The organism is Sphingobium sp. MP9-4, from assembly GCF_005281675.1.
Lineage (GTDB): Bacteria > Pseudomonadota > Alphaproteobacteria > Sphingomonadales > Sphingomonadaceae > Sphingobium > Sphingobium yanoikuyae.
In genome coordinates this window covers 1-19,679 of record NZ_LUFI01000077.1, presented here as the reverse complement: position 1 = coordinate 19,679, position 19,679 = coordinate 1, and the positions used below count along the sequence as shown (strand labels likewise).

The following is a 19,679-nucleotide window of genomic DNA, read 5'->3' as shown; positions in this document are numbered from 1 at the left end:
GACAGTCCCTCGATGGCGGTGAGGTTAGGACGCCGCATGGCGGTTGAGATTGACGCTATGTTTGAGGAGAAACGCCGCGAAGTTGGGCTGCCATACGAAGACAGGTTCCTAGCCTTTAACGACAATATCGGGTCGGTGACGAATGCGGAACCGTCGTGCAAGGTATCCCTAGGCTGTGATCGTATGACGTTGCCGTCGAGAGAAAATGAGTCGTGCTCTGCCTCGCCTACACTTTCAGCTATCTACCAGCGTTATCTTGATGATCCGACCCGTCGACGGGGCGCGCGAACGATGCTGGCCCATGATACGACGCGCCGGGTTGTTGAGGATGTCATCGGTGGCTCAACTCCGATCACTGACATCACGCGAGAAACTTGCCGCGATTTATTTGAAACCCTTCGCTGGTTGCCGGTCAACTTCAGCAAGATATACGGTGATATTTCCGCACGCGATGCCGCAGCATTAGGAAAATCTGATCCGCAGATCAGGACAATCAACCCGACAAATATCAACGCATACATGGCCCGTTTCGGCAGCCTTTTGAACTGGGCGGTGGCGGAAGAATATATCAGCCGCAATCCGTCAAAGGGCTTGCAGCTCGCAGAAACGGTTCATCCGCAAGATCGGCGGCGTCCATTTTCCATTGATCAGCTTCGACGGATTTTCTCTGCTCCCGTATATGCGGGGTGCAAGGATGAGCAGGGTGGTTATGCCGTGCCCGGTCCGACTATCGCGACCGGCGCGCGATACTGGGTAGCGCTGTTGGGTCTGTTATCCGGGGCGCGCCTAAATGAGATGTGTCAACTTGATGTCGACGACATCAGGATCATCGAAGAAGTGGCGTGTATCGTGATAACCGAAGAAAGCCTCACTGGCACAAGGGATAAGTCGCTCAAGAACAAGGCCAGCGCTCGGATCGTGCCCGTCCACCCAATTTTGCTTCAACTCAATTTCATGAAGTTCGTTGATCAAAAGCGAAAAAGCGGGGCATTGAAGCTTTTTGACGACCTTCCACTTGGTGCAAAGGGATTTCGTTCTGTTGCATATTCTCGATGGTTCGCGCGCTTTCTGGCCAGCGCGACGGCTAGCGCCCCACTGACATGCTTCCATTCTTTCAGGCATGGTTTTCGCGATGCAGCAAGGAACGCCCGCATAGATCGGGACATCGTGTTAAGGCTGGGGGGATGGACGACGGGCGGAGGGCAGAGTGAGGCTGCGGATAGCTATGGAACAGGCTACCATCCAAGCGTGCTTTATGACGCAATATCGCAGATCGGATATCCGGGTTTAGACCTCTCCCATCTCAAGCGAACCTAGACGATGATCATTTTTTGCAACGCGCTTGCGATCCATAGTTTGAATAGCAAAAGTGTTTCGCGAAAATATTTTCGCTGCTAGCGTTCGGCTCAATCTGAGGGCAACAATGACCGACAAACCCAGCACCCTTCGCTATTCTGTGAGCCTAGTGACGCAGGGAGAGCACCGATTTTATTCGTTGACTATGCCGTCTGACGTGCTGGCGAGGACTTGCTATGCTACGACGCGCGAGGAGGATGCGCTGGAGGGCTTTCAGCGAGTTCTGGATAAAAAGCGTGCTCAGGATATTGCCGACTATATTGATGCGGGCCTCGGCACTATCCCGAACTCGATCGTCCTTTCAGCGCAACCCGAAGCTGAAATTCAGGTTTTAGAGCGAGGAAAAACCCTGCAATTCGTTGATGCTCCTCGCAATTTTTTGATAATTGATGGACAGCACCGGGTTTTCGGCTTTGCCCTCGCAAAATCAGAGCTGCGGGTGCCTGTTATCATATTTAATGGGCTCTCCAAGGCGCAAGAGTCGCGCATGTTTATAGATATCAATACAAAGCAACGGCCCGTTCCTAACGAGCTGCTGTTGGATATTAAAAAACTTGCGGATTATGAAGATGATCAAGAAAAGCTTCTTGGTAAATTGTTCGATATATTCAACGAGGCGCAAGATAGCCCTTTGCTTGGGATGATGAGCGCGAGTTCTAAGCGAAAGGGATATATATCTCGCGTTACTTTTAACCATGGCGTCAGGCCGCTTCTAAATCTTGTTTCATCATTGCAAACGGTTGAAATTTATAAGATTCTATCTGGATATATCAGGTCCGTTATAGCGGCGGCGCAATTGCAAGGAAAATCGATCAGTATCGTTGATCCTACCACTTTTCGTGGGATCATGTTGACCTTCCCTGCGGTTGCCCAAAGACTCCAACAGTTGTTTGGTAAGGAATACAGCGATCAGAACTTTTTTGAGGTTGTAAATCCTATGTTCGAGAGAGCTTCATCAGCAAAAATTGGAAAATCTGGGAACAGTCCGAAAGTTCTTTCTCAAATTTTCGAAGAGGCGCTCAAGCCGAAGTTTACGATTTGATCCTGCATGCCGTTGCTGACAGATGCTCTTCGCCTATACTGGCTTCCGGAGATAGCTAACGCAGAAGCGGATTTGGCGATGTCTATTTCTGACTGGATCAGAGAGGCTGGTTTCTATTTCAAAGATTTTGTTTCGCCGGGTGAGTTCTCTTTGCAGCTTTCGTCTGTAACGGATGTTTCAAATCTATTTGCGGCGACATCGAATAGGACGATGTCCGGATGCTTTGAATCGATCGCCAGCATATCGACGGTTTCAAAGGTTCCTAGGTCGCTAGCATGGTTCATTATCAAACTATACTATGCTGCCTTCTTCGGCGCTCATGGGCATATGAGGGCATGCGGCTTGAGTTGCGCCAACCTCGATGCGGTTGACGCCGTTAAGCTCTATGAATCAGCAAAATTTCAGGGCGTTGCGGGTGCCATCCCTAAGATAAATTCTGGACAATATCTGATCAGATTTAATGCTTCTACGAGAGAGCTTTTGTTTACGGCGATCCAAGCAAGCGGTTCGCACGAAGCATTGTGGGCGACCTATAAAAAATTTATTGAGGAAGTAATATATAGAGGGCCAGAAACGATCTCTATCAGTCAGCAACGGCAGTTCGTAATAGATAAATTGAAAGATGAAATTACACTATTGAGCCTTAAAGGATCAAATGGCGGTAATTGGCTTTCTAAAATGCGAAATTTAGTACAGTATCGGCATTCTCACGGAGTATGGTATCCTTACGCCATTGACAAGGCTGTGCCTGAGAAACTGATTTCGCGCGCTATTGACAAATTTAAATCTGATCCAGACAGTTTTGGATTGACTCCCTCGGTGGGAAAACCGGCTGTTGAGATTGAAACGTTTGTTGAAGGATCACTCTTCATCAGTTCTCTTGCAAGGAGAACAGTGCTGGACATGGCGGCGCGTTCAACCGTTAAGGGAGCGGTTGCGAGGCGCGGTGCTGTCAGTTTATTAAAGCTGTGCAGTATGGATTGATCGAAAAGAAGAACCTGTCTTCGTATGGCAGCCCAACTTCGCGGCGTTTCTCCTCAAACATAGCGTCAATCTCAACCGCCATGCGGCGTCCTAACCTCACCGCCATCGAGGGACTGTCGGTGCGCAGCGATTTCTGTACATGGCTGCATCCCATTGCCTCCTGCAAGTCGGCAGGAACCCGCACCCTGAATTGGAAAATATTCCCTCGTAGCGAGAGTCCGCGCAACGATCGTTTGTGTCTCACTCCTGTGACACATGTGGAGGGCCAATATTCTGAATGTTTTGAGCGTATTAGGCCGATTTTTGATGGGTCATTGTGATGCACTTTCGTGTCACGTACGCGCGAATTGGCCCGCTTATGAGCAGGTTTCCGTTGATTTTCAGTGGTTTGGGACGGACTGGAGCGGGTAGCGGGGATCGAACCCGCATCACAAGCTTGGAAGGCTAGTGCTCTACCATTGAGCTATACCCGCCCGTCAGGTGACGCGCCCTGCCATCATTCACCGGGGCTCGTCAACAGCGCATTGATGGTAAATGCGTGAGAACGCCTCTTAACCCGGCCTCGTCTTTGTTCTATCGCTCGGCCATGACCAACCCGTCCCTGCGCCAACTCGACATTTTCGCGCAGATGGTGGCCGCGGGCAGCCTGACGCGCTGCGCCCAGACGCTGGGCGTTTCATCCGCCGTGATCGAGCGCGACATGGCGTCGCTGGAAATGCGGCTGGGCTATCGCCTGTTCGACGATATTCGCGGTGCGGCGCGGCTGACCCCCGCGGGGCGACGCACGGCGCAGGCAATGACCCTGCTGGCGCAGGACGACCCCGAGGATTGGGCCGAGGAAGCCACGCCCGCCCCCACCCCGCAACCTGTTCCATCGCCGGCCCCGCCGCCCGCGCTGCCGGAATTGCTGCTGGAAGCGGATGCGCAATTGCCGTCGCTGCAGGCCACGCCGCCGCCCGCCAATCGCGCCATCATCCTGGCGACGCCGGCGCCGGTATTCGGCCATTTCCAGGATGCACTGACCGCGTTCGAGGCGGCCAATGACGATATCGCCATCACCCTGGACCTGAGCGTCCAGTCGGCGCTCGAGGCGGCGCGGGCGATCGAATCGCTGCGCGCCGACATCGCCTATTTCTATGCGCTGGAGGAGCCGGCCGGCCTGCCCTCGCGCTATGGCTGGTCGGAACAGGTCAATCTCTATGCCGGGGCGGACCATCCGCTGGCGCGCGCGGGCAGCGTGTCGCGCGGCGACCTGACCATCACGCCGCAACTGGCGGTCGATCCACGCAACGGGCTGCGCCCGATCATCGATGCAGCGCTGGCGCGCGGCGGCGCCCGGCTGGGCCCGGTGATGCTGGAAACCGACAATATGTTCGACATCATCACCGCCCTGCGCGAAGGCGCGGGATGTTTTGCGGCCTTTGGCCCGATGGCGCGCGACCTGGGGCGGATGAGCGGCATTCGCCGGCTGGCGCTGGACGTGCCATTGCCCGCGATCGAGGTGCGCCAGACCGTCAACGAACGATCGCTGTCGCGCCCCGGCGTGCAGGCGCTGGCGGATTTCCTCTTCCTTTGACCAGCAAATAATGGCGGAATTGCGCGGCTGATCCGTTTTTGCGGCCGGTAATATGCTGCGCGGCAGGCCGTGCAAAAATGCAACAGTTGGTGATGAATGCGGCAGAAACGGCCTTCATTTCGCCGATCGTATATTGATACGATGTATCATGACAGATACGCGGAGGCCGACCCACATATTCTGCAAGGATAAAAAGCCTGATGCTTCGTTCCCCGTCGCTACGCGCCGGCTGTGCCCTCACGGCCCTTTGCCTGGCATGGCCCGCCGCCGCCCAGACCGCAGCCCCCGCCGAAACCCAGGCCGATGGCAGCTATCATGACCCGCGCAGCGACATCGTCGTCACCGCCCTGATCCCCCGCAGCCAGGGCGACATATTGTCCGGCACCTCAATCGTCACCGGCGAGGAACTGACCCGCAGCCTGCGCCCGACCATCGGCGAGACGCTGGCGCGCCAGCCCGGCGTGTCGGCCACCTCCTTTGGCCCCAACGCATCGCGCCCGATCCTGCGCGGCTTCCAGGGCGAGCGCGTGCGCATCCTGACCGACGGCATTGGCAGCTTCGACGTGTCCAACACCTCGGTCGACCATGCGGTCGCGATCAACCCGCTGACCGCCGACCGGATCGAGGTGCTGCGCGGCCCGTCCGCCCTGCTCTATGGATCGTCGGCGATCGGCGGCGTGGTCAATGTGATCGACAGCCGCATCCCGCGCCGCGTGCCGGACGAGGCGATCCATGTCGACGCGATCGGCACCTATGGCAGCGCCGCCAACGAACGCAGCGGCTCAGGCGAGATCGAGGTGCCGCTGACCGAGAATTTCGTCGTCCATGTCGATGGCAGCTACAGCAAGACCGACAATCTGCGCACCGGCGGCTATATCCTGTCCAAGGCAATGCGCGAGATCGCCGCCGCCTCCGACGAGGAGGAAATCCAGGACAATGCGCGGCTGAAGGGCAAGCTGGCCAATACCGCGGCGGAAGTGTGGGAAGTGGCCGGCGGCTTTGCCTATATCGGCGATGGCGGCAATCTGGGCATGTCGATCTCGCACAGCGAGAACACCTATGGCGTGCCGTCGCGCCTGGAAGTAGCCGAGGAGCATGATCACGATCATGACCATGATCATGATCATGAGGAAGAGGGCCACAGCCACGAGAATGTGACGCTGGCGATGAAGCAGACCCGCGCCGACCTGCGCGGCGAGGTCGCGGTGAATGGCGGCTTCCTCGACAGCATCCGCCTGCGCGCGGGCTGGGCCGATTACCAGCATCAGGAAATCGAACCGTCGGGCGAGGTCGGCACCACCTTCAAGAACCAGTCGATGGAAAGCCGGCTGGAATTCGTCCAGGCCGACCGCAATGGCTGGCAGGGCGCATCGGGCGCGCAGTTCTTCACCCGTCGTTTCCAGGCCGATGGCGAAGAGAAATTCCTGCCCAAGAACCAGACCGACCAGTTCGGCCTGTTCACGCTGCAGTCGCTGGACCTGGGCGATACGCGCCTGGAAGCGGGCGCGCGCTATGAACATACCAAGCTGCAGTCGGACCCGGATGCCGACCTATTTGCCGAAGCCAGCCAGCGCAGCTTCGACGCCCTGTCCGGATCGCTGGGCATCAGCCAGGCGATCATGCCCGGCTGGCGCGTGGGCCTGAACCTGTCGCGCAGCGAGCGCGCGCCGTCGGCCGAGGAACTGTTCGCGCGCGGCAATCATGCCGGCACCCAGGCGTTCGAGCTGGGCAATCCCGATTTCGGCAAGGAAAAGAGCTGGGGCGTGGAAGGCACGCTGCGCGGATCGGGCAATGGCTACAGCTTCAGCCTGGCCGCCTATCACAACTGGTTCAGCGGCTTCATCTATGAAAGCGTGGTCGACGACAGCGTCTGCCAGGCGGCCAATGGCGGGGCCGAGATGGAATTCCCCTGCTATGCCTATGCCCAGGCCGATGCGCGCTATTATGGCTTCGAAGCCGAAGCGTCGGTGAAGCTGGCACAGGTCGGCAGCTATGCGATCAACATCGACGGCGTCGCCGACTATGTCCGCGCCACGATCAAGGGCAATGGCCCGGCGCCGCGCATTCCCCCGCTCCGCCTGCTGGGCGGGATCGAGGCGCAGGGCGCACGGCTGAGCGCCCGCGCCGAGCTGGAACATGTGTTCGAGCAGGATCGGGTGACCGATTTCGAAACGCCGACCGATGGCTTCACCATGGTCAACGCGTCGATCTCGTTCAAGCCGCTGGCCGGCAATGACCGCACCACGCTGATGCTGTCGGCCAACAACATCTTCGACGTGGAAGCCCGGCGCCATGCCAGCTTCCTGAAGGATTTCGCCCCGCTCGCCGGGCGCGACATCCGCCTGACGGCGCGCATCTCGATCTGATCCGCTTCCCGGCCTCGCCCAGCGGGGCGCCGGTCGCTCCCTTCGCCTGCCCCTCTGGGCGAAGGGAGCGATTGCAAAAAATGACATTTTCGTTACATAGCGCCGATGGAACGCGCTGCGGCAGAGCATGAGGATTCGGGCAGGTCGCCCGTAAGCCGCCGATAATGCGCCAGATTGCCGCTCTCCCCTATACCAGCGACCCGATCGACGGGTCGATGCAGATCCTGCTGATCACGTCGCGTGACACTGGGCGCTGGGTGATTCCCAAGGGCAATCGCATCAAGGGGCTGGCCGGCCATCGCGCCGCGGAAGTCGAGGCGTTCGAGGAAGCGGGCATCCATGGCATCGCCTGTCCCGCGCCGATCGGCCGATACAGCTATGACAAGCGCAAGCGCAGCGGCAAGTCGCGCGAGGCGAATGTCGAGGTTTTTCCGCTTGCTGTGACCGGCCATCTGACGCAATGGCCCGAAAAAGGGCAGCGCGAGCTGCGCTGGTTTTCCGTCGCCGAAGCCGCAAAGGCCGTCGACGAACCCGAACTGCAATCGATCATCGCGGCTTTCCGCGAACCGCCCGCCGATCCGGGCTGGTTCCTCCGGTTGCTGCTGTCGATCCGCGAGAAGCAAAGTGAAAGGACTGGAATGCTGCGCTGGTTTCACGCGCTGATGCCCAAGCAGGGGCGTTTCTTCGAGCAATTCGAAGACCATGCCGCGACCCTGGTCGCCGGCGCCGACGCCCTGGCCAAGCTGCTGAAGGGCGGCCCGGACATGGACGCGCATATCAAGGAGATTTCGGACCGCGAGCATGAGGCGGACGACATCATCCGCGAAGTGCTGCAGGACGTCCGCCGCATCTTCGTCACCCCGTTCGACCGCAGTGCCATCACCGGCCTGATCGGCGTGATGGACGACGCGATCGACCAGATGAACCAGACCGCCAAGGCGATCGCGCTCTATGAGGTCAAGGATTTCGCGCCGCAGATGCAGGACATGAGCGCGCTGATCGTCGAATGCGCGCGGATCACGGCGGAGGCGATGCCGCTGCTGCGCTCGCTCAACATCAATTCGGCGCGCCTGCACGAGCTGACCGAACGGCTGGTCAAGCTGGAAGGCCATGCCGACATATTGCATGAGGCGGGCCTCAAGGCCCTGTACAGCCAAGCCCGCGCCGGCAACCCGATGGACTTCATCGTCGGCAACGAAATCTACAGCCATCTGGAAAAGGTGACGGACCGGTTCGAGGACGTCGCCAACGAGATTTCCGGCCTGGTCATCGACCACGCCTGACAGGCCTGACCGGATATGGAAGCCCATCTCGCCTTCCCGCTGCTGATCGCGCTGATCGGCGTTGCGCTGCTGTTCGATTTCCTGAACGGCCTGCATGACGCCGCCAACTCGATCGCGACCATCGTGTCGACGCGGGTGCTGAAACCCCAATATGCGGTCGCCTGGGCCGCTTTCTTCAACTTCATCGCCTTCCTCTTCTTTGGCCTGCATGTCGCCGAGACAGTGGGCAAGGGCATCGTCAACGCGGACATCATCGATGCGTCGGTGATCTTCGGCGCGCTGATGGGGGCCATCGCCTGGAACCTGATCACCTGGGGCCTGGGCATTCCATCCTCCTCCAGCCATGCGCTGGTCGGCGGCCTGCTGGGCGCGGGCACGGCCAAGTCCGGCCTGTCGGCCATCGTGTGGAGCGGCGTGTTCAAGACCAGCGCGGCGATCGTGATATCCCCCGCCGTCGGCCTGTTCCTGGCGCTGATGCTGGTGCTGGCGATCAGCTGGATCTTCCGCAAGTTCACGCCGCAGGGCGCGGACCGGGTGTTCCGCAAGCTGCAGCTCGTCTCCGCATCGCTCTATTCGCTGGGCCATGGCGGCAATGACGCGCAGAAGACGATGGGCATCATCGCGGTGCTGCTCTATTCGCAGGGGCTGCTGACCGGCGGCTTCCATGTGCCGATGTGGGTGGTGCTGAGCTGCCAGGCGGCGATGGGCCTGGGCACCTTGCTCGGCGGCTGGAAGATCGTCCACACCATGGGATCGAAGATCACCCGCCTGACCCCGGCGCAGGGCTTCTGCGCGGAAACGGGCGGCGCGATCACCCTGTTCATGGCCACCCATCTGGGCGTGCCGGTATCGACGACCCACACCATCACCGGCGCCATCGTCGGCGTGGGCGCATCCCGCCGGCTGTCGGCCGTGCGCTGGAACGTCGCGTCGAGCATCATCGTCGCCTGGGTCGTGACCCTGCCGGCGGCGGCCGCGATCGGCGCACTGTTCTATGGGCTGACGCGTTTGTTCTGAGCGGAACAGGCAGAGACAAGGAAAAGGGCGCGGGAGTGATCCTGCGCCCTTTCTCGTTCAGGCACTCCGCCGGTCAGGCAACGCGGCCGAGGCGGTGGTACAGATTGGCATATTTGACCGATTCCGGCTGGTCCTGCACTTCCTTGAGATAATGGGCGATGGCGGTGCGGATCAGGCCGAAATCCTCCTGGCTGAAGACCGCGCGCGAACGGGCGGGCTGGGGCGCTTCCATCGTATCGGTCGTCATCTTCCTGTCCTTCCTGCCTTGTGGCTGTGCTGGTTGATGACAGCGATATTGACAGGTCGAAGGCAAAGCGGAAGGGCGATGAGTGGCCGCAAGTCACGTCGCGACTTGTTCATATTGTCAAATCATGACAATATGACCTTATGGCAGATGTGACCGACCGGAAGCTCTATCTCGGCCCCAAGCTGCGCGTGCTGCGCCGCGAGCTGGGGCTGAACCAGACGCGCATGGCCGAGGAACTGGGCGTGTCGCCCAGCTATCTCAACCATCTGGAGCGCAACCAGCGCCCCCTGACAGCGCAGATGCTGCTGCGGCTGGCCAATACCTATGACATCGACATTCGCGACTTCACCGCCAGCAGCCAGGATGGTGCGGCGAGCGACCTGGCCGAGATATTGTCCGACGCGCTGGTGCGCGACATCGGCATCGCGCGCGACGAAGTGCTGGAGGTGGCGGAAAATTATCCCGGCGTCAGCGAGGCGATCGGCCGATTCTACCGCGCGCTGGCCGATCTGCGCCGCCTGCCCGAACAGATGCAGGCGAGCGGGCGCAGCGGCGCCCCTGCCCCGCTGGTCGCGCCGGTCGACTGGTGGCGCGAGACGGTGGCCAAGGCCGGTAATCATTTCGCCGAAATCGACGCCGCGGCCGAAGGGATCGCCGCGGAAATGGAGGAAGACCCGGCGCTGTTGCAGGCCGGGTTGCGCGCGCGCCTGAAGGAACAGCACGGCATGACGGTGCAGATGGTGCGCGCCGATGTGCTGGCCGGGACGGTGCGCCATTATGACATGCACCGGCGGCGGTTGATGCTGAGCGAGCGACTGCCGGCATCGGGGCGACTGTTCGCCATGGCCTATCAACTCTGCGCGCAGGAGATGGCCGACCTGATCGCGGCACAGGTGACGCGCACGGCGCCACCGGACGAGGACAGCCGGCGGCTCGCCGTCATTGCGCTGACCAACTATGCCGCCGCGGCGCTGATCATGCCCTATGACCGGTTCCGCCAGGCGGCGGAGGCGAGCCGGCACGACCTTCCCCTGCTGCGCGCGCGCTTCGGCGTGTCGACCGAGCAGCTGGCGCACCGGCTGACCAGCCTCAACCGCACCGGCGCGCGCGGCATCCCCTTCTTCATGGTGCGGATCGACCGGGCGGGGATCGTGTCCAAGCGCTTCGATGGCGAGGCCTATCCCTTTGCCCGCTATGGCGGCACCTGTCCGCGCTGGGACGTGCATGCGGCCGACGCGCCCGACATCGTGCTGCCGCAGCTGATCGAGACGCTGGACGAGCGGCGCTTCCTGACCCTGGCGATCGCCCTGCCCCGTGCCGATGGCGCGCACGGGCGGCAGGTGATTGCGCTGGGCTGCGAGGCGAAACATGCCGGGCGGATCATCCATGCCGACGGCATCGATACCGAGCGCGACGATGCGGTGACGGTGGGGCCGACCTGTCATCTGTGCGAGCGGCGCGATTGCCCGGACCGGGCGCGGCCGCCGGTGACGCGCGCGCTGGACCTGCACAGCTATGAGCGGACCGCCAGCCCCTTCCCGTTCCGGCGGGTATGATGGGCGCTCCGCCCCGCCCCCGTCACTGAGAGGGGCCCCGACCGTCGCCGGGATGAAGGGGGCGGAAACGGAGCGCCTGCCGTTAACCCTCAGGCAGCTACGGGTCTGGGTTGGGGCGATCGGGCGGAGCGGTTCTTCACGCGGCGCATCGGCAGGTTGCGGCAATGGCGCTTGAAATAGACGATCTCCAGCAGGGTCGGCCAGATTTCGAGCGAGGAGCGGATCAGCCCAACCTCGTCATCGACCATGCGGCTGACATTCTGCTGGAAGAAATCCGGCTCGAAATCATAGAAGGTGCGTGACAGGCCGGCGGCAAAATGGCCCAGCGCATCGCGCCGCTCGGTCGTGCGCGCGTCGGCCATGCTCTTGAGCACCCGGTCATGCAAGGCGCGGGCGCTGTCCAATATCTCCTCGCTGTCCTGAAGGCTGACCGCGCCGTCATAGTCGAAGGCGATCGACCATTCGTCGGTGCGCTTGAGGCTGGTGCGGATCTTGCGCTTGAGCAGGCCGCAGATCGCCTCGTTGAACACCTCCGACGCCAGCGGATTGCGCATATAGCTGTTCTTGATGTGGGTCTGGGCGGAATCGACATGGGCCGAAACCATGTTCGACTGCTGGATCCACAGGCGATAAATATAATCCTCGAACCGCAAGCGGGTCGGGAAGAAGGGCGGCAGGCCTGTGCGATTGTCATAGCCCGCGACGCCGCAATCCATTCGCCAGTTGAGATTGGTGAGGCAGGGGCGAAAATTGACCAGCACATAGGTGTCGTTGAGCCGTTCGGCATCGACCTCGTCCGGATCGTCGAGGAACATGTCGACGAAATCGACCGCGTCGATATCGTTGGTGCCGGTGCGGAAGGTCTGCGCCATTTTCACCACCGCCGAGCGGGGCAAGCGCCCTTCCTGCAGGGTCAGGCTGTTTTCCCGCGCGAAGCCGAGCGAATTGTTGGATTCCAGGTCCATGGCGCTGTCGATCACCAGTTCGCCCTGGTCGTAATTGGCCGGCGCGTCGGCCACCGTCTTGCCCAATATGTCGCGGAAGGACTGGAGGATGTCATAGGATTTGCGGCAATGGCCATTGGCGCCGCGCGGGATGGTCTTGCCCCGGCTGATTTCCCGTTCGCCCAGCGTTTCCGGGCTGTCCTCGATCAGGGCATAGGGGCGCATGTCATCGTCGGCGCTGACCATCAGGTCGCCCAGCGTATACATCAGGGTGAAGTTGCGGTTGCCGCCATAGCTGGGGCGGAAGAGGTTGCGGACCAGCACGTCGAGCTTGCGGTCGCGCAGCCGCTTGCAGATGTAGGAAACGAACTGCTCCTTTTCGGCCGGGCCGACATACCAGAGGTCGTTGACCGTCTTGGTCGCCTCCAGCGCGCCGAAATATTTGTCATGATTGGCGACCGAGGAATCATCGAAGACGATGATCGGCGCGGTCTGGCCGCTGCGGGCAAAATTCTCGTCATAGGCCTCGACGGTCGCGCCGACGTCGCGCAGGCGATAGGTCGGGATCACGAAATGCAGGTCGCGTTCGCTCACAAATTTGTCCTTTGGGGATATGGGAATGGGGGTCAGTCGCGCCGGGCGCGGGCGGCCAGAAAGGCCGCGAGCGGGGCGCGATCTTCGGCCAGACTCAGAGGATCGCGATGGCCGTCGCGCTGCGCCTGGCGCCGGTCGAGGTCGCGGCGCCAGCCATCGCGCAGGCGCACGCCCTGGCAGAGCAGCAATATGCCGAGGCTGGCGAAGCTGAAGCTGGCGAGGGCCAGCGCCATTTCGAGCGGCGCCGATGCCGGGCCGTCCAGGGTCAGGGCGCGATGCAGCAGCGAACTGCCGGTGGCCGCGCCGACGAGCAGCAGGCCCAGGCCGCGCCAGGCGAGGTCGCGCCGGGTCATGATGCCCGGCTCCGTTGCCGTGCCGGAGGAGCCAGGGTGGCGCGCGGCCGGATCGACAGGCGTCCGGTGAGCCGTGGCCGATCGCTGCGCCGCCCGGCATCAGCAGAGGCGGCAGGAGGAGGTCGGTGGGTCATGGGACAAGGGACTTAATGGCCCCCGTCGGTCAAATTCCAGCCGACCTCCGGCCCGTTTTCATAGTATTTGCATAGGGATGATCAGCGGCCGCCCAGCAGGCCGCTCTTCACCGTCAGTTGCAGCATCACCGCGCGCGGGGCGCCGAGCGAACCCAATATGTCGCCTTCGCGCACGGCGTTGGTGCCGGTGCCGGCTGCGCTCGCGCCCACCACCGATCCGCCGACGATGATCAGCTTGTTGGTGAGGTTGCGGCCGATCAGCGACAATTCCCAGGGCTTGCCCGCGCCGCCATTGATCGACAGAGCGGCGTTGAGCTGGGCATAATCATCCTGCAGCGTCCTGCGGTTGCCCTCCGTCTGGGTGACATAGGCGCTGCTGTAATTGAAATCGACCGACAGCGATCCGCCGAGCCGGTCGGCAAAACTATGGTCATAGGTGAAGCCGCCGGTGATCGCGATTTCGGGCGCGCGGAACAGGCGTTGACCGGTCTGGTCCTGATTCTGATAGGGATTGGCCGCCGTGCCCCAGGTCGATTGCGGCAGATTGGGGTTGAGCGGATTGAGATTGCAGCCCTGGGCGATCGACTGGCCCGCATAGCAGCCACCGATGAAATCGGTGTAGCGGGCGTTGTTGTAGGCGATCGCCGTGTTGAAGGTGAGGCCCGCCAGCGTGCGCGGCCGGATGGTGAGGCTGAGCTCCGCGCCCTTGATCTCCGCCCCGCCCGCATTCTGGGTCAGCTGGGTGAAGGAAGCATTGTCGTAGCGCGACAGCTGGAGCCCGCTATATTTATAATAATAGCCGACCAGATCGTAGAGGATCTGGCGATCGGCGACATAGCCCTTGGTGCCAATCTCGCCGCCCTTGGCGGTCATCTGGTCATAGGACAGGTCGATCGCGGCGCGGCTCTGGTCGGCATCGGTGCGCAGCCGCGTCGGCACGGTGTTGAAGCCACCCGAGGTGAAGCCCTCGCGATAGGCGGCGTAGATGGTGCGATCGCTGTCGGGACGCCAGGTCAGCGTCACGTCGGGCGAGAAATCACTATAATTCTGCTTGGGACCGAGAATCTGGATCGGGCTGCCGAGCGAGGTGCCGGTCAGCGACTTGTCTTCCCAGCTATAGCGGCCGCCAACGGCCAGTTCGAGCGGCTCCGCGATCTTGTAGCGCAGCTGGCCGAAGACCGACGTCGCCTTGGTATGGACGTCATAATAGGTCGATCCGACCACGAAGGGCGTGCCGAAATTGGTGGTGAAGGCCTGACGCGTGAGGAAATGGGCGTCCTGGAAGAAGCCGCCGACGAGGAAGTTCAATGGCCCGTCATAGTCGGACGCGAGGCGCAGTTCCTGGCTGAAGCCCTTGGCGGTGATGTCGTTCGACGCGCCGAAATAGGGATTGTTGGAGAAGGTAAAGCTGTCGACCGAGCGTTCGCGCAGACGGTAATAGCCGGTGACCGAGGACAGGGTATAGGCGTCGCCCAGATCCTGGTCGATGCTGAGCGAGGCGAGGAACTGCTTCGACTTCATGAAGGGCACGCCGTCGCCATAGCTGGGATCGCTGGCCGCAGTCGCCGGCGCGAGGATGGCGTCGTAGAAATTGCGGTTCAGCGTGCAGTCGGTCGAGCCATAGCGGCTGACGCCGGCGGGGCAGTAGATGATCTGGCTGAGGCCGGTGGGGCCGACGCCGTCCCGTTCGCGCTGGCCATAATTGACCTTCGCCTTGATCCGGGTCGATCCGCCCGCATCATAGGCGAGCGTGCCGCGGACGAAGACATCTTCGGAATTGAGGCTGTCGGCGCCGCGCCCCGGCGTGATGCCGGCGATCGGTTCGGCGACGTTGCGGAACCAGCCATCCTCCTTGGAATAATAGCCGACGACGCGGGCGGCGAGGCCGTCGGTCAGCGGCACCGAGGCGCTGGCCTCGACAAAGCGCTGGTCGGCCATGAATTCATAGCCGGTGCGCAGCTTCGCCTCGAAATCCTTGCCCGGATCCTGGGAGATGAGCGAGACGATGCCGCCTGGGCTGTTCTTGCCATAGAAGAGCGCCTGCGGCCCCTTGAGCACCTCGACCCGGCCAAGGTCGATCTGCCCAAGGCGGATGGCATTGCCATAGCTGATCGGCACGCCGTCGAAATTCAGGGTCACGGCGGTTTCGGTCGAGGGGTTGGAGATGCCGGCGCCGATACCGCGCAGGTTGATCGAGCCGCCGACCTGATTCTGCGATTCGGCGATGACCAGTTGCGGCACCTGCTGGCTGATCGCCTGGAAGCTGGTGGTGGCATAGCGTTCGATCTAGTCGGTCGAGAGGGCCGATACGGCAACCGGCACGTCGATCAACCGCTCGTCACGCTTGCGGGCGGTGACGATGATCTCCCCTGCCCCGGCGTCAGCCTGGGGCGCGGGTGCGGCGGCGTCCTGCGCCTGTGCGGTTGCGAGCATCAGGGCCGGGCCGGCAGCGACAGTCGCCAGCAGACGGCCGATCAGGGCCTGCTTCATATCATCCTCCCATTGGGTCAGGCCTTGTCGACAATGCCGCAAGGCTCATTCCATTCGGGACGATTATGATCCGAGGCTAATGGTCAGGCAAATTCGCCAAATTGACCGACGGGGCAAATCATCATCAGAAAAACATGCAGATCAACATGTTGATCAATTGCACATAAGCGCCGAATTTACGGCAACTTTGATCCGAATATCATCGGACGCTTCCGTCGATATTCACGATTCATGCACCACATCAAGGCGCATCGCTTTGACGATATATGGCGATCTGCCGGCTGATCGAGATGAACGACAGAAACGAAAAAGGGGCCGCCGGGCAGGCGACCCCCTTCGATATTCCTGTCACGTCGCCCGTACGGCGAACGGGCGACGGCCGATCAGTCGGCCTTGGACTGGAGATTGACGGCCGCGTACTTGCCGCGACGATCGACTTCCAGTTCGAAGTCCAGACGGTCACCCTCGTTCAGGGCGCCCATGCCGGCGCGTTCGACAGCGCTGATGTGGACGAAAGCGTCCGGCTGGCCGTCATCACGCTGGATGAAGCCGAAGCCCTTCATGGCGTTGAAGAACTTGACCGTGCCGCTGGCGCGTTCGCCGGTCAGCTGACGCTGCGGGCCACGCTCTGCACCACCGAAACCACCGGCGCGGGGTTCGCGCGGTTCACGCGGCGGCGCACGATCGGTCACGGGGAGCGGTTCGCCGTCGATGACCAGATCGGTCGCCGACACCTTGCCACCACGATCCACCAGGGTGAAGCCGAGCGGCTGACCTTCGGCCAGACCGGTCAGACCGGCCTGCTCGACCGCGCTGATGTGAACGAACACGTCTTCGCCGCCATCGTCACGAACGATGAAGCCGAAACCCTTCTGGCCGTTGAAGAACTTGACGACACCCTTGCCTTCGCCAACGACCTGGGCCGGCATGCCGCGACCACCGCCGCCGCCGCCGCCAAAGCCGCCACCGCCGCCGAAGCCACCGCGGCCACCGCCGCCGAAACCACCGCCGCCGCCGAAGCCACCGCGATCACCACCGCCGAAGCCACCACGACCACGATCACCACCGCCGAAGCCGCCACCGAAGCCGCCGCGGTCACCAAAGCCACCGCCGCCGAAGCCGCCGCCGCTGCCCTGGTCGTAGAAATTGTCGTCGCCGAAACCGTCGCGCTTGTCCTTGCCGCGCCCGCCGCGGCGCCCTCTGTCAAAACTCATGCCCTGTTAGTCACTTTCGCTTCGCCCCAAGACACATTGGACAAACATGTCGGGCGAATGACATGCACAATCCACCGCAAAGTCGCGGTTTGGGAATCACTATATCAAGTTTTCCGGGCAGCGCGAATGATTTCGCATATCGGGCAAAAAGAGCGCCCGCAGCGCCGATTTACAGGCCCTATCTGCCAAAGCCTTGATTGCGATATGGCCCGTTTCCCCATAGAGGGAAAAGTCATGACCGTCCATTTCCATGAAGAAGATCTGCCCGAGGGCGTCCTTGCCCCCGGCCCGATCGCCGTCGATACCGAAACCATGGGGCTAATCACCCCGCGCGATCGCCTGTGCGTCGTCCAGATCAGCGACGGCAAGGGCGATGAGCATCTGGTCCGCTTCAACCCCGGCAGCGATTATGCCGCGCCGAACCTGAAGGCGGTGCTGGCCGATCCGGAGCGGATCAAGATCTATCATTTCGGCCGATTCGATATCGCCGCGATCCAGCATTATCTGGGCGTGGTGGCAGCCCCCGTCTATTGCACCAAGATCGCGTCGAAGCTGGTGCGCACCTATACCGATCGCCACGGCCTGAAGGAGCTGGTCCGCGAACTGCTGGGCCAGGACATCAGCAAGCAGCAGCAGTCGAGCGACTGGGGCGGCCCGAACCTGTCCGACGCGCAGAAGGATTATGCCGCGTCCGACGTGCGCTTCCTGCACCAGCTGAAGACCGAACTGGACAAGCGCCTGATCCGCGAAGGACGGATGGAACTGGCCCAGGCCTGTTTCGACTTCCTACCCCATCGTGCGGCGCTGGACCTGGCGGGCTGGCCCGAGAACGACATCTTCTCGCACATGTAAGCGACAAGGCGGCAGGCAGACATGTCCATCCAGGCCGAGCAACAGCGCAACGTCCGCCGCCATTGGGCCCGGCCGGGTGGCAGCCATGACAAGCTGGTGCGCCTGCTCAAAAATTATCTGCCGGTGGCGGTCGGCGTGCTGACCGCCCTGCTGGCCATGGCCCCCTTCACCGGCGGCGACAAGGTCAGCTTCGTGCTCGACAAGAACAAGGTCGAGGTGGCGAAGGAGCGGATGCGCGTGTCCGAGGCGCTCTATCGCGGGCAGGACAGCAAGGGCCAGCCCTTCTCGCTGCGGGCCGGTTCGGCCGTGCAGAAAAGCTCACGCGAGCCGATCGTCGACCTGAACGACATGGCCGCGCGCATCCTGCTGCCCGAAGGACCGGCGGTGCTGAACGCGCAGAAGGGCCGTTACGACATGGAGACCGAGCGAGTCGCGATCGTCGGCCCGGTCCAGTTCGAGGCGGCCGGCGGATATCGGCTGGTCACCCGCGACGTCGGCATCGATTTGCAGACGCGGCGGATGAAGAGCGCGGGCCGGGTCGACGGGCGCATCCCGATCGGCACGTTCAGCGGCGACCATCTGGAAGCGGACATGAATGCACGCACGGTCACGCTCAACGGCCGGGCGACCTTGCGCATCGAACAAAATGGCCTCAAAGGGCAAAAGTGATGAAACGCACCCTCATCCTGCTGTCGACCGTTGCGCTGGGCGCGACCGGCCTCCTCTACGGCGCCGATGCGCAGGTGTTCAAAAATCATGACAGCAATGCGCCGGTGAACTTCACCGCCGACCGGATCGAGGTGCAGGACCGCGCCGACCGGGTGGTGGTATCGGGCAATGTCGAGGTGACGCAGGCCGGCATGACGCTGAACGCCGCCCGCATGACCGTGGCCTACAAGCAGCAGCCCAATGGCGCGGCGAACACCGGCAATGGCGTGGAAATCCAGCGCATCGACGCGTCGGGCAATGTCGTCATCACCAAGGCCGACCAGACCGCGCGCGGCAATGTCGCCATCTATGACCTCAATGCCAAGCTGATCACCATGGTCGGCAATGTCTCGCTGACTCAGGGCGTCAACCGCCTGACCGGCGGACGGCTGGTGATGGACCTCAACAGCGGTCGCACCACGGTCGACGGCCGCTCGACCGGCGGCGCCGGCACATCGACCAGCCCCAGCGGCCGCGTGTCGGGCACCTTCACGGTGCCGCAGCGCAAGAACTGATCCGGGGCCCGCAGGCCAGGCGACGCGTTTCAGGCGGTCCAACGGCTGTCGATTGGCGTCATTGATGCCGGGCTTTGGCGGCTAACGACCGATAGTGTTGAAGAAGTCGGTGATTACCAGTTTCTGACGTTGGGACGAAGTCGGTTCCCGGTGTCACGCTGGGGCAATAGCCGACTGGATCGGGATGAGTTTCGCGAGCTTGCGTAGGTTCTGGGCTGTGGCTGCTAAGTGAAACTCATTTTTTGCGCTATTTGGTCCTCGTAGGCGCAAGCGATCGAGCTTCAGGATACGCTTGAGATGGGCAAACAGCATTCTCGACCTCCTTTCGCTCGCGCCGGGATGTGACATAGGCGTCGGTCGGGGACAGCATTGGGGCTTGAGGGCGCAGGATTGGCAGTCATGCTGACTGGCGCGGTAGCGCATGAAACCATCCTTATCGACGCCGGGC

The 19,679-nt window shown here is 61.8% G+C and carries 18 protein-coding genes and 1 tRNA gene; 11 read left to right on the top strand and 8 right to left on the bottom strand.

The window, feature by feature from the left end:
- From A0U87_RS22470 to A0U87_RS22460, 3 genes are all read left to right on the top strand, one after another.
- Nucleotides 1-1,317: site-specific integrase (locus A0U87_RS22470; protein ID WP_206366625.1), on the top strand; the 1,317-nt coding region annotated here is incomplete at its 5' end.
- A 106-nt stretch (nt 1,318-1,423) separates the two neighbouring features.
- Nucleotides 1,424-2,398 carry a DGQHR domain-containing protein gene (locus tag A0U87_RS22465; RefSeq protein WP_137406018.1) on the top strand — a complete coding sequence of 325 codons (975 nt, stop codon included), beginning with the start codon at nt 1,424-1,426 and terminating at the stop codon, nt 2,396-2,398.
- Nucleotides 2,399-2,404: 6 nt separating this feature from the next.
- On the top strand, nt 2,405-3,382 hold the full coding sequence (locus tag A0U87_RS22460) for a hypothetical protein (RefSeq protein ID WP_137406017.1): 978 nt from the start codon (nt 2,405-2,407) through the stop codon (nt 3,380-3,382).
- A 399-nt stretch (nt 3,383-3,781) separates the two neighbouring features.
- Here A0U87_RS22460 and A0U87_RS22455 read toward each other — a convergent pair.
- A tRNA-Gly gene (locus A0U87_RS22455) sits at nt 3,782-3,855 on the bottom strand.
- A gap of 113 nt (nt 3,856-3,968) precedes the next feature.
- On the opposite strand from A0U87_RS22455, the gene A0U87_RS22450 reads away from it, so the two are divergent.
- From A0U87_RS22450 to A0U87_RS22435, 4 genes are all read left to right on the top strand, one after another.
- Nucleotides 3,969-4,958, top strand: coding sequence for a LysR family transcriptional regulator (locus A0U87_RS22450; protein WP_164488922.1), 990 nt, complete (start codon nt 3,969-3,971; stop codon nt 4,956-4,958).
- Nucleotides 4,959-5,158: 200 nt separating this feature from the next.
- Complete coding sequence (locus A0U87_RS22445; RefSeq protein WP_048939517.1) at nt 5,159-7,324, top strand: TonB-dependent receptor; 2,166 nt, start codon at nt 5,159-5,161, stop codon at nt 7,322-7,324.
- A gap of 164 nt (nt 7,325-7,488) precedes the next feature.
- Entirely contained in the window at nt 7,489-8,607 is a 1,119-nt protein-coding gene (locus A0U87_RS22440) for a DUF47 family protein (RefSeq protein WP_010338330.1), read from the top strand.
- Nucleotides 8,608-8,622: 15 nt separating this feature from the next.
- Entirely contained in the window at nt 8,623-9,624 is a 1,002-nt protein-coding gene (locus A0U87_RS22435) for an inorganic phosphate transporter (protein ID WP_048939518.1), read from the top strand.
- A gap of 73 nt (nt 9,625-9,697) precedes the next feature.
- Here the strand turns inward: A0U87_RS22435 and A0U87_RS26340 are convergent, their stop codons facing one another.
- On the bottom strand, nt 9,698-9,871 hold the full coding sequence (locus A0U87_RS26340) for a hypothetical protein (protein WP_004208258.1): 174 nt from the start codon (nt 9,869-9,871) through the stop codon (nt 9,698-9,700).
- Nucleotides 9,872-10,011: 140 nt separating this feature from the next.
- Here A0U87_RS26340 and A0U87_RS22430 point away from each other — a divergent pair, with 140 nt between their 5' ends.
- Complete coding sequence (locus tag A0U87_RS22430) at nt 10,012-11,427, top strand: XRE family transcriptional regulator (protein ID WP_048939519.1); 1,416 nt, start codon at nt 10,012-10,014, stop codon at nt 11,425-11,427.
- A gap of 89 nt (nt 11,428-11,516) precedes the next feature.
- On the opposite strand, the gene A0U87_RS22425 is transcribed toward A0U87_RS22430, so the two are convergent.
- From A0U87_RS22425 to A0U87_RS27080, 5 genes are all read right to left on the bottom strand, one after another.
- A complete protein-coding gene (locus tag A0U87_RS22425; RefSeq protein ID WP_010338328.1) occupies nt 11,517-12,965 on the bottom strand; it encodes a hypothetical protein in 1,449 nt (482 codons plus the stop codon).
- Nucleotides 12,966-12,997: 32 nt separating this feature from the next.
- Nucleotides 12,998-13,318, bottom strand: coding sequence for a hypothetical protein (locus tag A0U87_RS22420; RefSeq protein WP_048939520.1), 321 nt, complete (start codon nt 13,316-13,318; stop codon nt 12,998-13,000).
- A 215-nt stretch (nt 13,319-13,533) separates the two neighbouring features.
- Nucleotides 13,534-15,738: a TonB-dependent receptor gene (locus A0U87_RS22415; protein WP_276609744.1), complete on the bottom strand. Its 2,205-nt coding sequence runs from the start codon at nt 15,736-15,738 to the stop codon at nt 13,534-13,536.
- Nucleotides 15,739-15,942 carry a hypothetical protein gene (locus tag A0U87_RS26900; protein ID WP_240700623.1) on the bottom strand — a complete coding sequence of 68 codons (204 nt, stop codon included), beginning with the start codon at nt 15,940-15,942 and terminating at the stop codon, nt 15,739-15,741. It lies immediately after the preceding gene.
- 383 nt (nt 15,943-16,325) lie between these two features.
- Nucleotides 16,326-17,156, bottom strand: coding sequence for a cold-shock protein (locus A0U87_RS27080; RefSeq protein WP_048939522.1), 831 nt, complete (start codon nt 17,154-17,156; stop codon nt 16,326-16,328).
- A gap of 234 nt (nt 17,157-17,390) precedes the next feature.
- Between A0U87_RS27080 and A0U87_RS22405 the strand changes: the two genes are divergently transcribed.
- From A0U87_RS22405 to A0U87_RS22395, 3 genes are read left to right on the top strand one after another with little or no spacing between them, the layout of a single operon-like run.
- Nucleotides 17,391-18,008 carry a ribonuclease D gene (locus A0U87_RS22405; protein WP_048939523.1) on the top strand — a complete coding sequence of 206 codons (618 nt, stop codon included), beginning with the start codon at nt 17,391-17,393 and terminating at the stop codon, nt 18,006-18,008.
- Nucleotides 18,009-18,029: 21 nt separating this feature from the next.
- The gene (locus tag A0U87_RS22400; RefSeq protein ID WP_004208264.1) at nt 18,030-18,677 is read left to right on the top strand and encodes a hypothetical protein; all 648 of its coding nucleotides are present in this window, start codon (nt 18,030-18,032) and stop codon (nt 18,675-18,677) included.
- On the top strand, nt 18,677-19,231 hold the full coding sequence (locus A0U87_RS22395) for an LptA/OstA family protein (protein WP_137406016.1): 555 nt from the start codon (nt 18,677-18,679) through the stop codon (nt 19,229-19,231). The genes A0U87_RS22400 and A0U87_RS22395 overlap by 1 nt, the downstream gene beginning before the upstream one ends.
- 153 nt (nt 19,232-19,384) lie before the next feature.
- Here the strand turns inward: A0U87_RS22395 and A0U87_RS22390 are convergent.
- Nucleotides 19,385-19,679 (bottom strand): transposase (locus tag A0U87_RS22390; RefSeq protein WP_170978456.1); only part of this gene is annotated, 295 nt, incomplete at its 5' end.

What these genes read in the sequence shown, in the direction of transcription:
- A0U87_RS22395 (WP_137406016.1), top strand. Translation starts at nt 18,677, where the DNA reads ATGAAACGCACCCTCATCCTGCTGTCGACCGTTGCGCTGGGCGCGACC.
- A0U87_RS26900 (WP_240700623.1), bottom strand. Translation starts at nt 15,942, where the DNA reads ATGAAGCAGGCCCTGATCGGCCGTCTGCTGGCGACTGTCGCTGCCGGC.
- A0U87_RS22440 (WP_010338330.1), top strand. Translation starts at nt 7,489, where the DNA reads ATGCGCCAGATTGCCGCTCTCCCCTATACCAGCGACCCGATCGACGGG.
- A0U87_RS22420 (WP_048939520.1), bottom strand. Translation starts at nt 13,318, where the DNA reads ATGACCCGGCGCGACCTCGCCTGGCGCGGCCTGGGCCTGCTGCTCGTC.
- A0U87_RS27080 (WP_048939522.1), bottom strand. Translation starts at nt 17,156, where the DNA reads ATGAGTTTTGACAGAGGGCGCCGCGGCGGGCGCGGCAAGGACAAGCGC.
- A0U87_RS22460 (WP_137406017.1), top strand. Translation starts at nt 2,405, where the DNA reads ATGCCGTTGCTGACAGATGCTCTTCGCCTATACTGGCTTCCGGAGATA.
- A0U87_RS22450 (WP_164488922.1), top strand. Translation starts at nt 3,969, where the DNA reads ATGACCAACCCGTCCCTGCGCCAACTCGACATTTTCGCGCAGATGGTG.
- A0U87_RS22435 (WP_048939518.1), top strand. Translation starts at nt 8,623, where the DNA reads ATGGAAGCCCATCTCGCCTTCCCGCTGCTGATCGCGCTGATCGGCGTT.
- A0U87_RS26340 (WP_004208258.1), bottom strand. Translation starts at nt 9,871, where the DNA reads ATGACGACCGATACGATGGAAGCGCCCCAGCCCGCCCGTTCGCGCGCG.
- A0U87_RS22430 (WP_048939519.1), top strand. Translation starts at nt 10,012, where the DNA reads ATGGCAGATGTGACCGACCGGAAGCTCTATCTCGGCCCCAAGCTGCGC.
- A0U87_RS22400 (WP_004208264.1), top strand. Translation starts at nt 18,030, where the DNA reads ATGTCCATCCAGGCCGAGCAACAGCGCAACGTCCGCCGCCATTGGGCC.
- A0U87_RS22465 (WP_137406018.1), top strand. Translation starts at nt 1,424, where the DNA reads ATGACCGACAAACCCAGCACCCTTCGCTATTCTGTGAGCCTAGTGACG.
- A0U87_RS22405 (WP_048939523.1), top strand. Translation starts at nt 17,391, where the DNA reads ATGACCGTCCATTTCCATGAAGAAGATCTGCCCGAGGGCGTCCTTGCC.
- A0U87_RS22445 (WP_048939517.1), top strand. Translation starts at nt 5,159, where the DNA reads ATGCTTCGTTCCCCGTCGCTACGCGCCGGCTGTGCCCTCACGGCCCTT.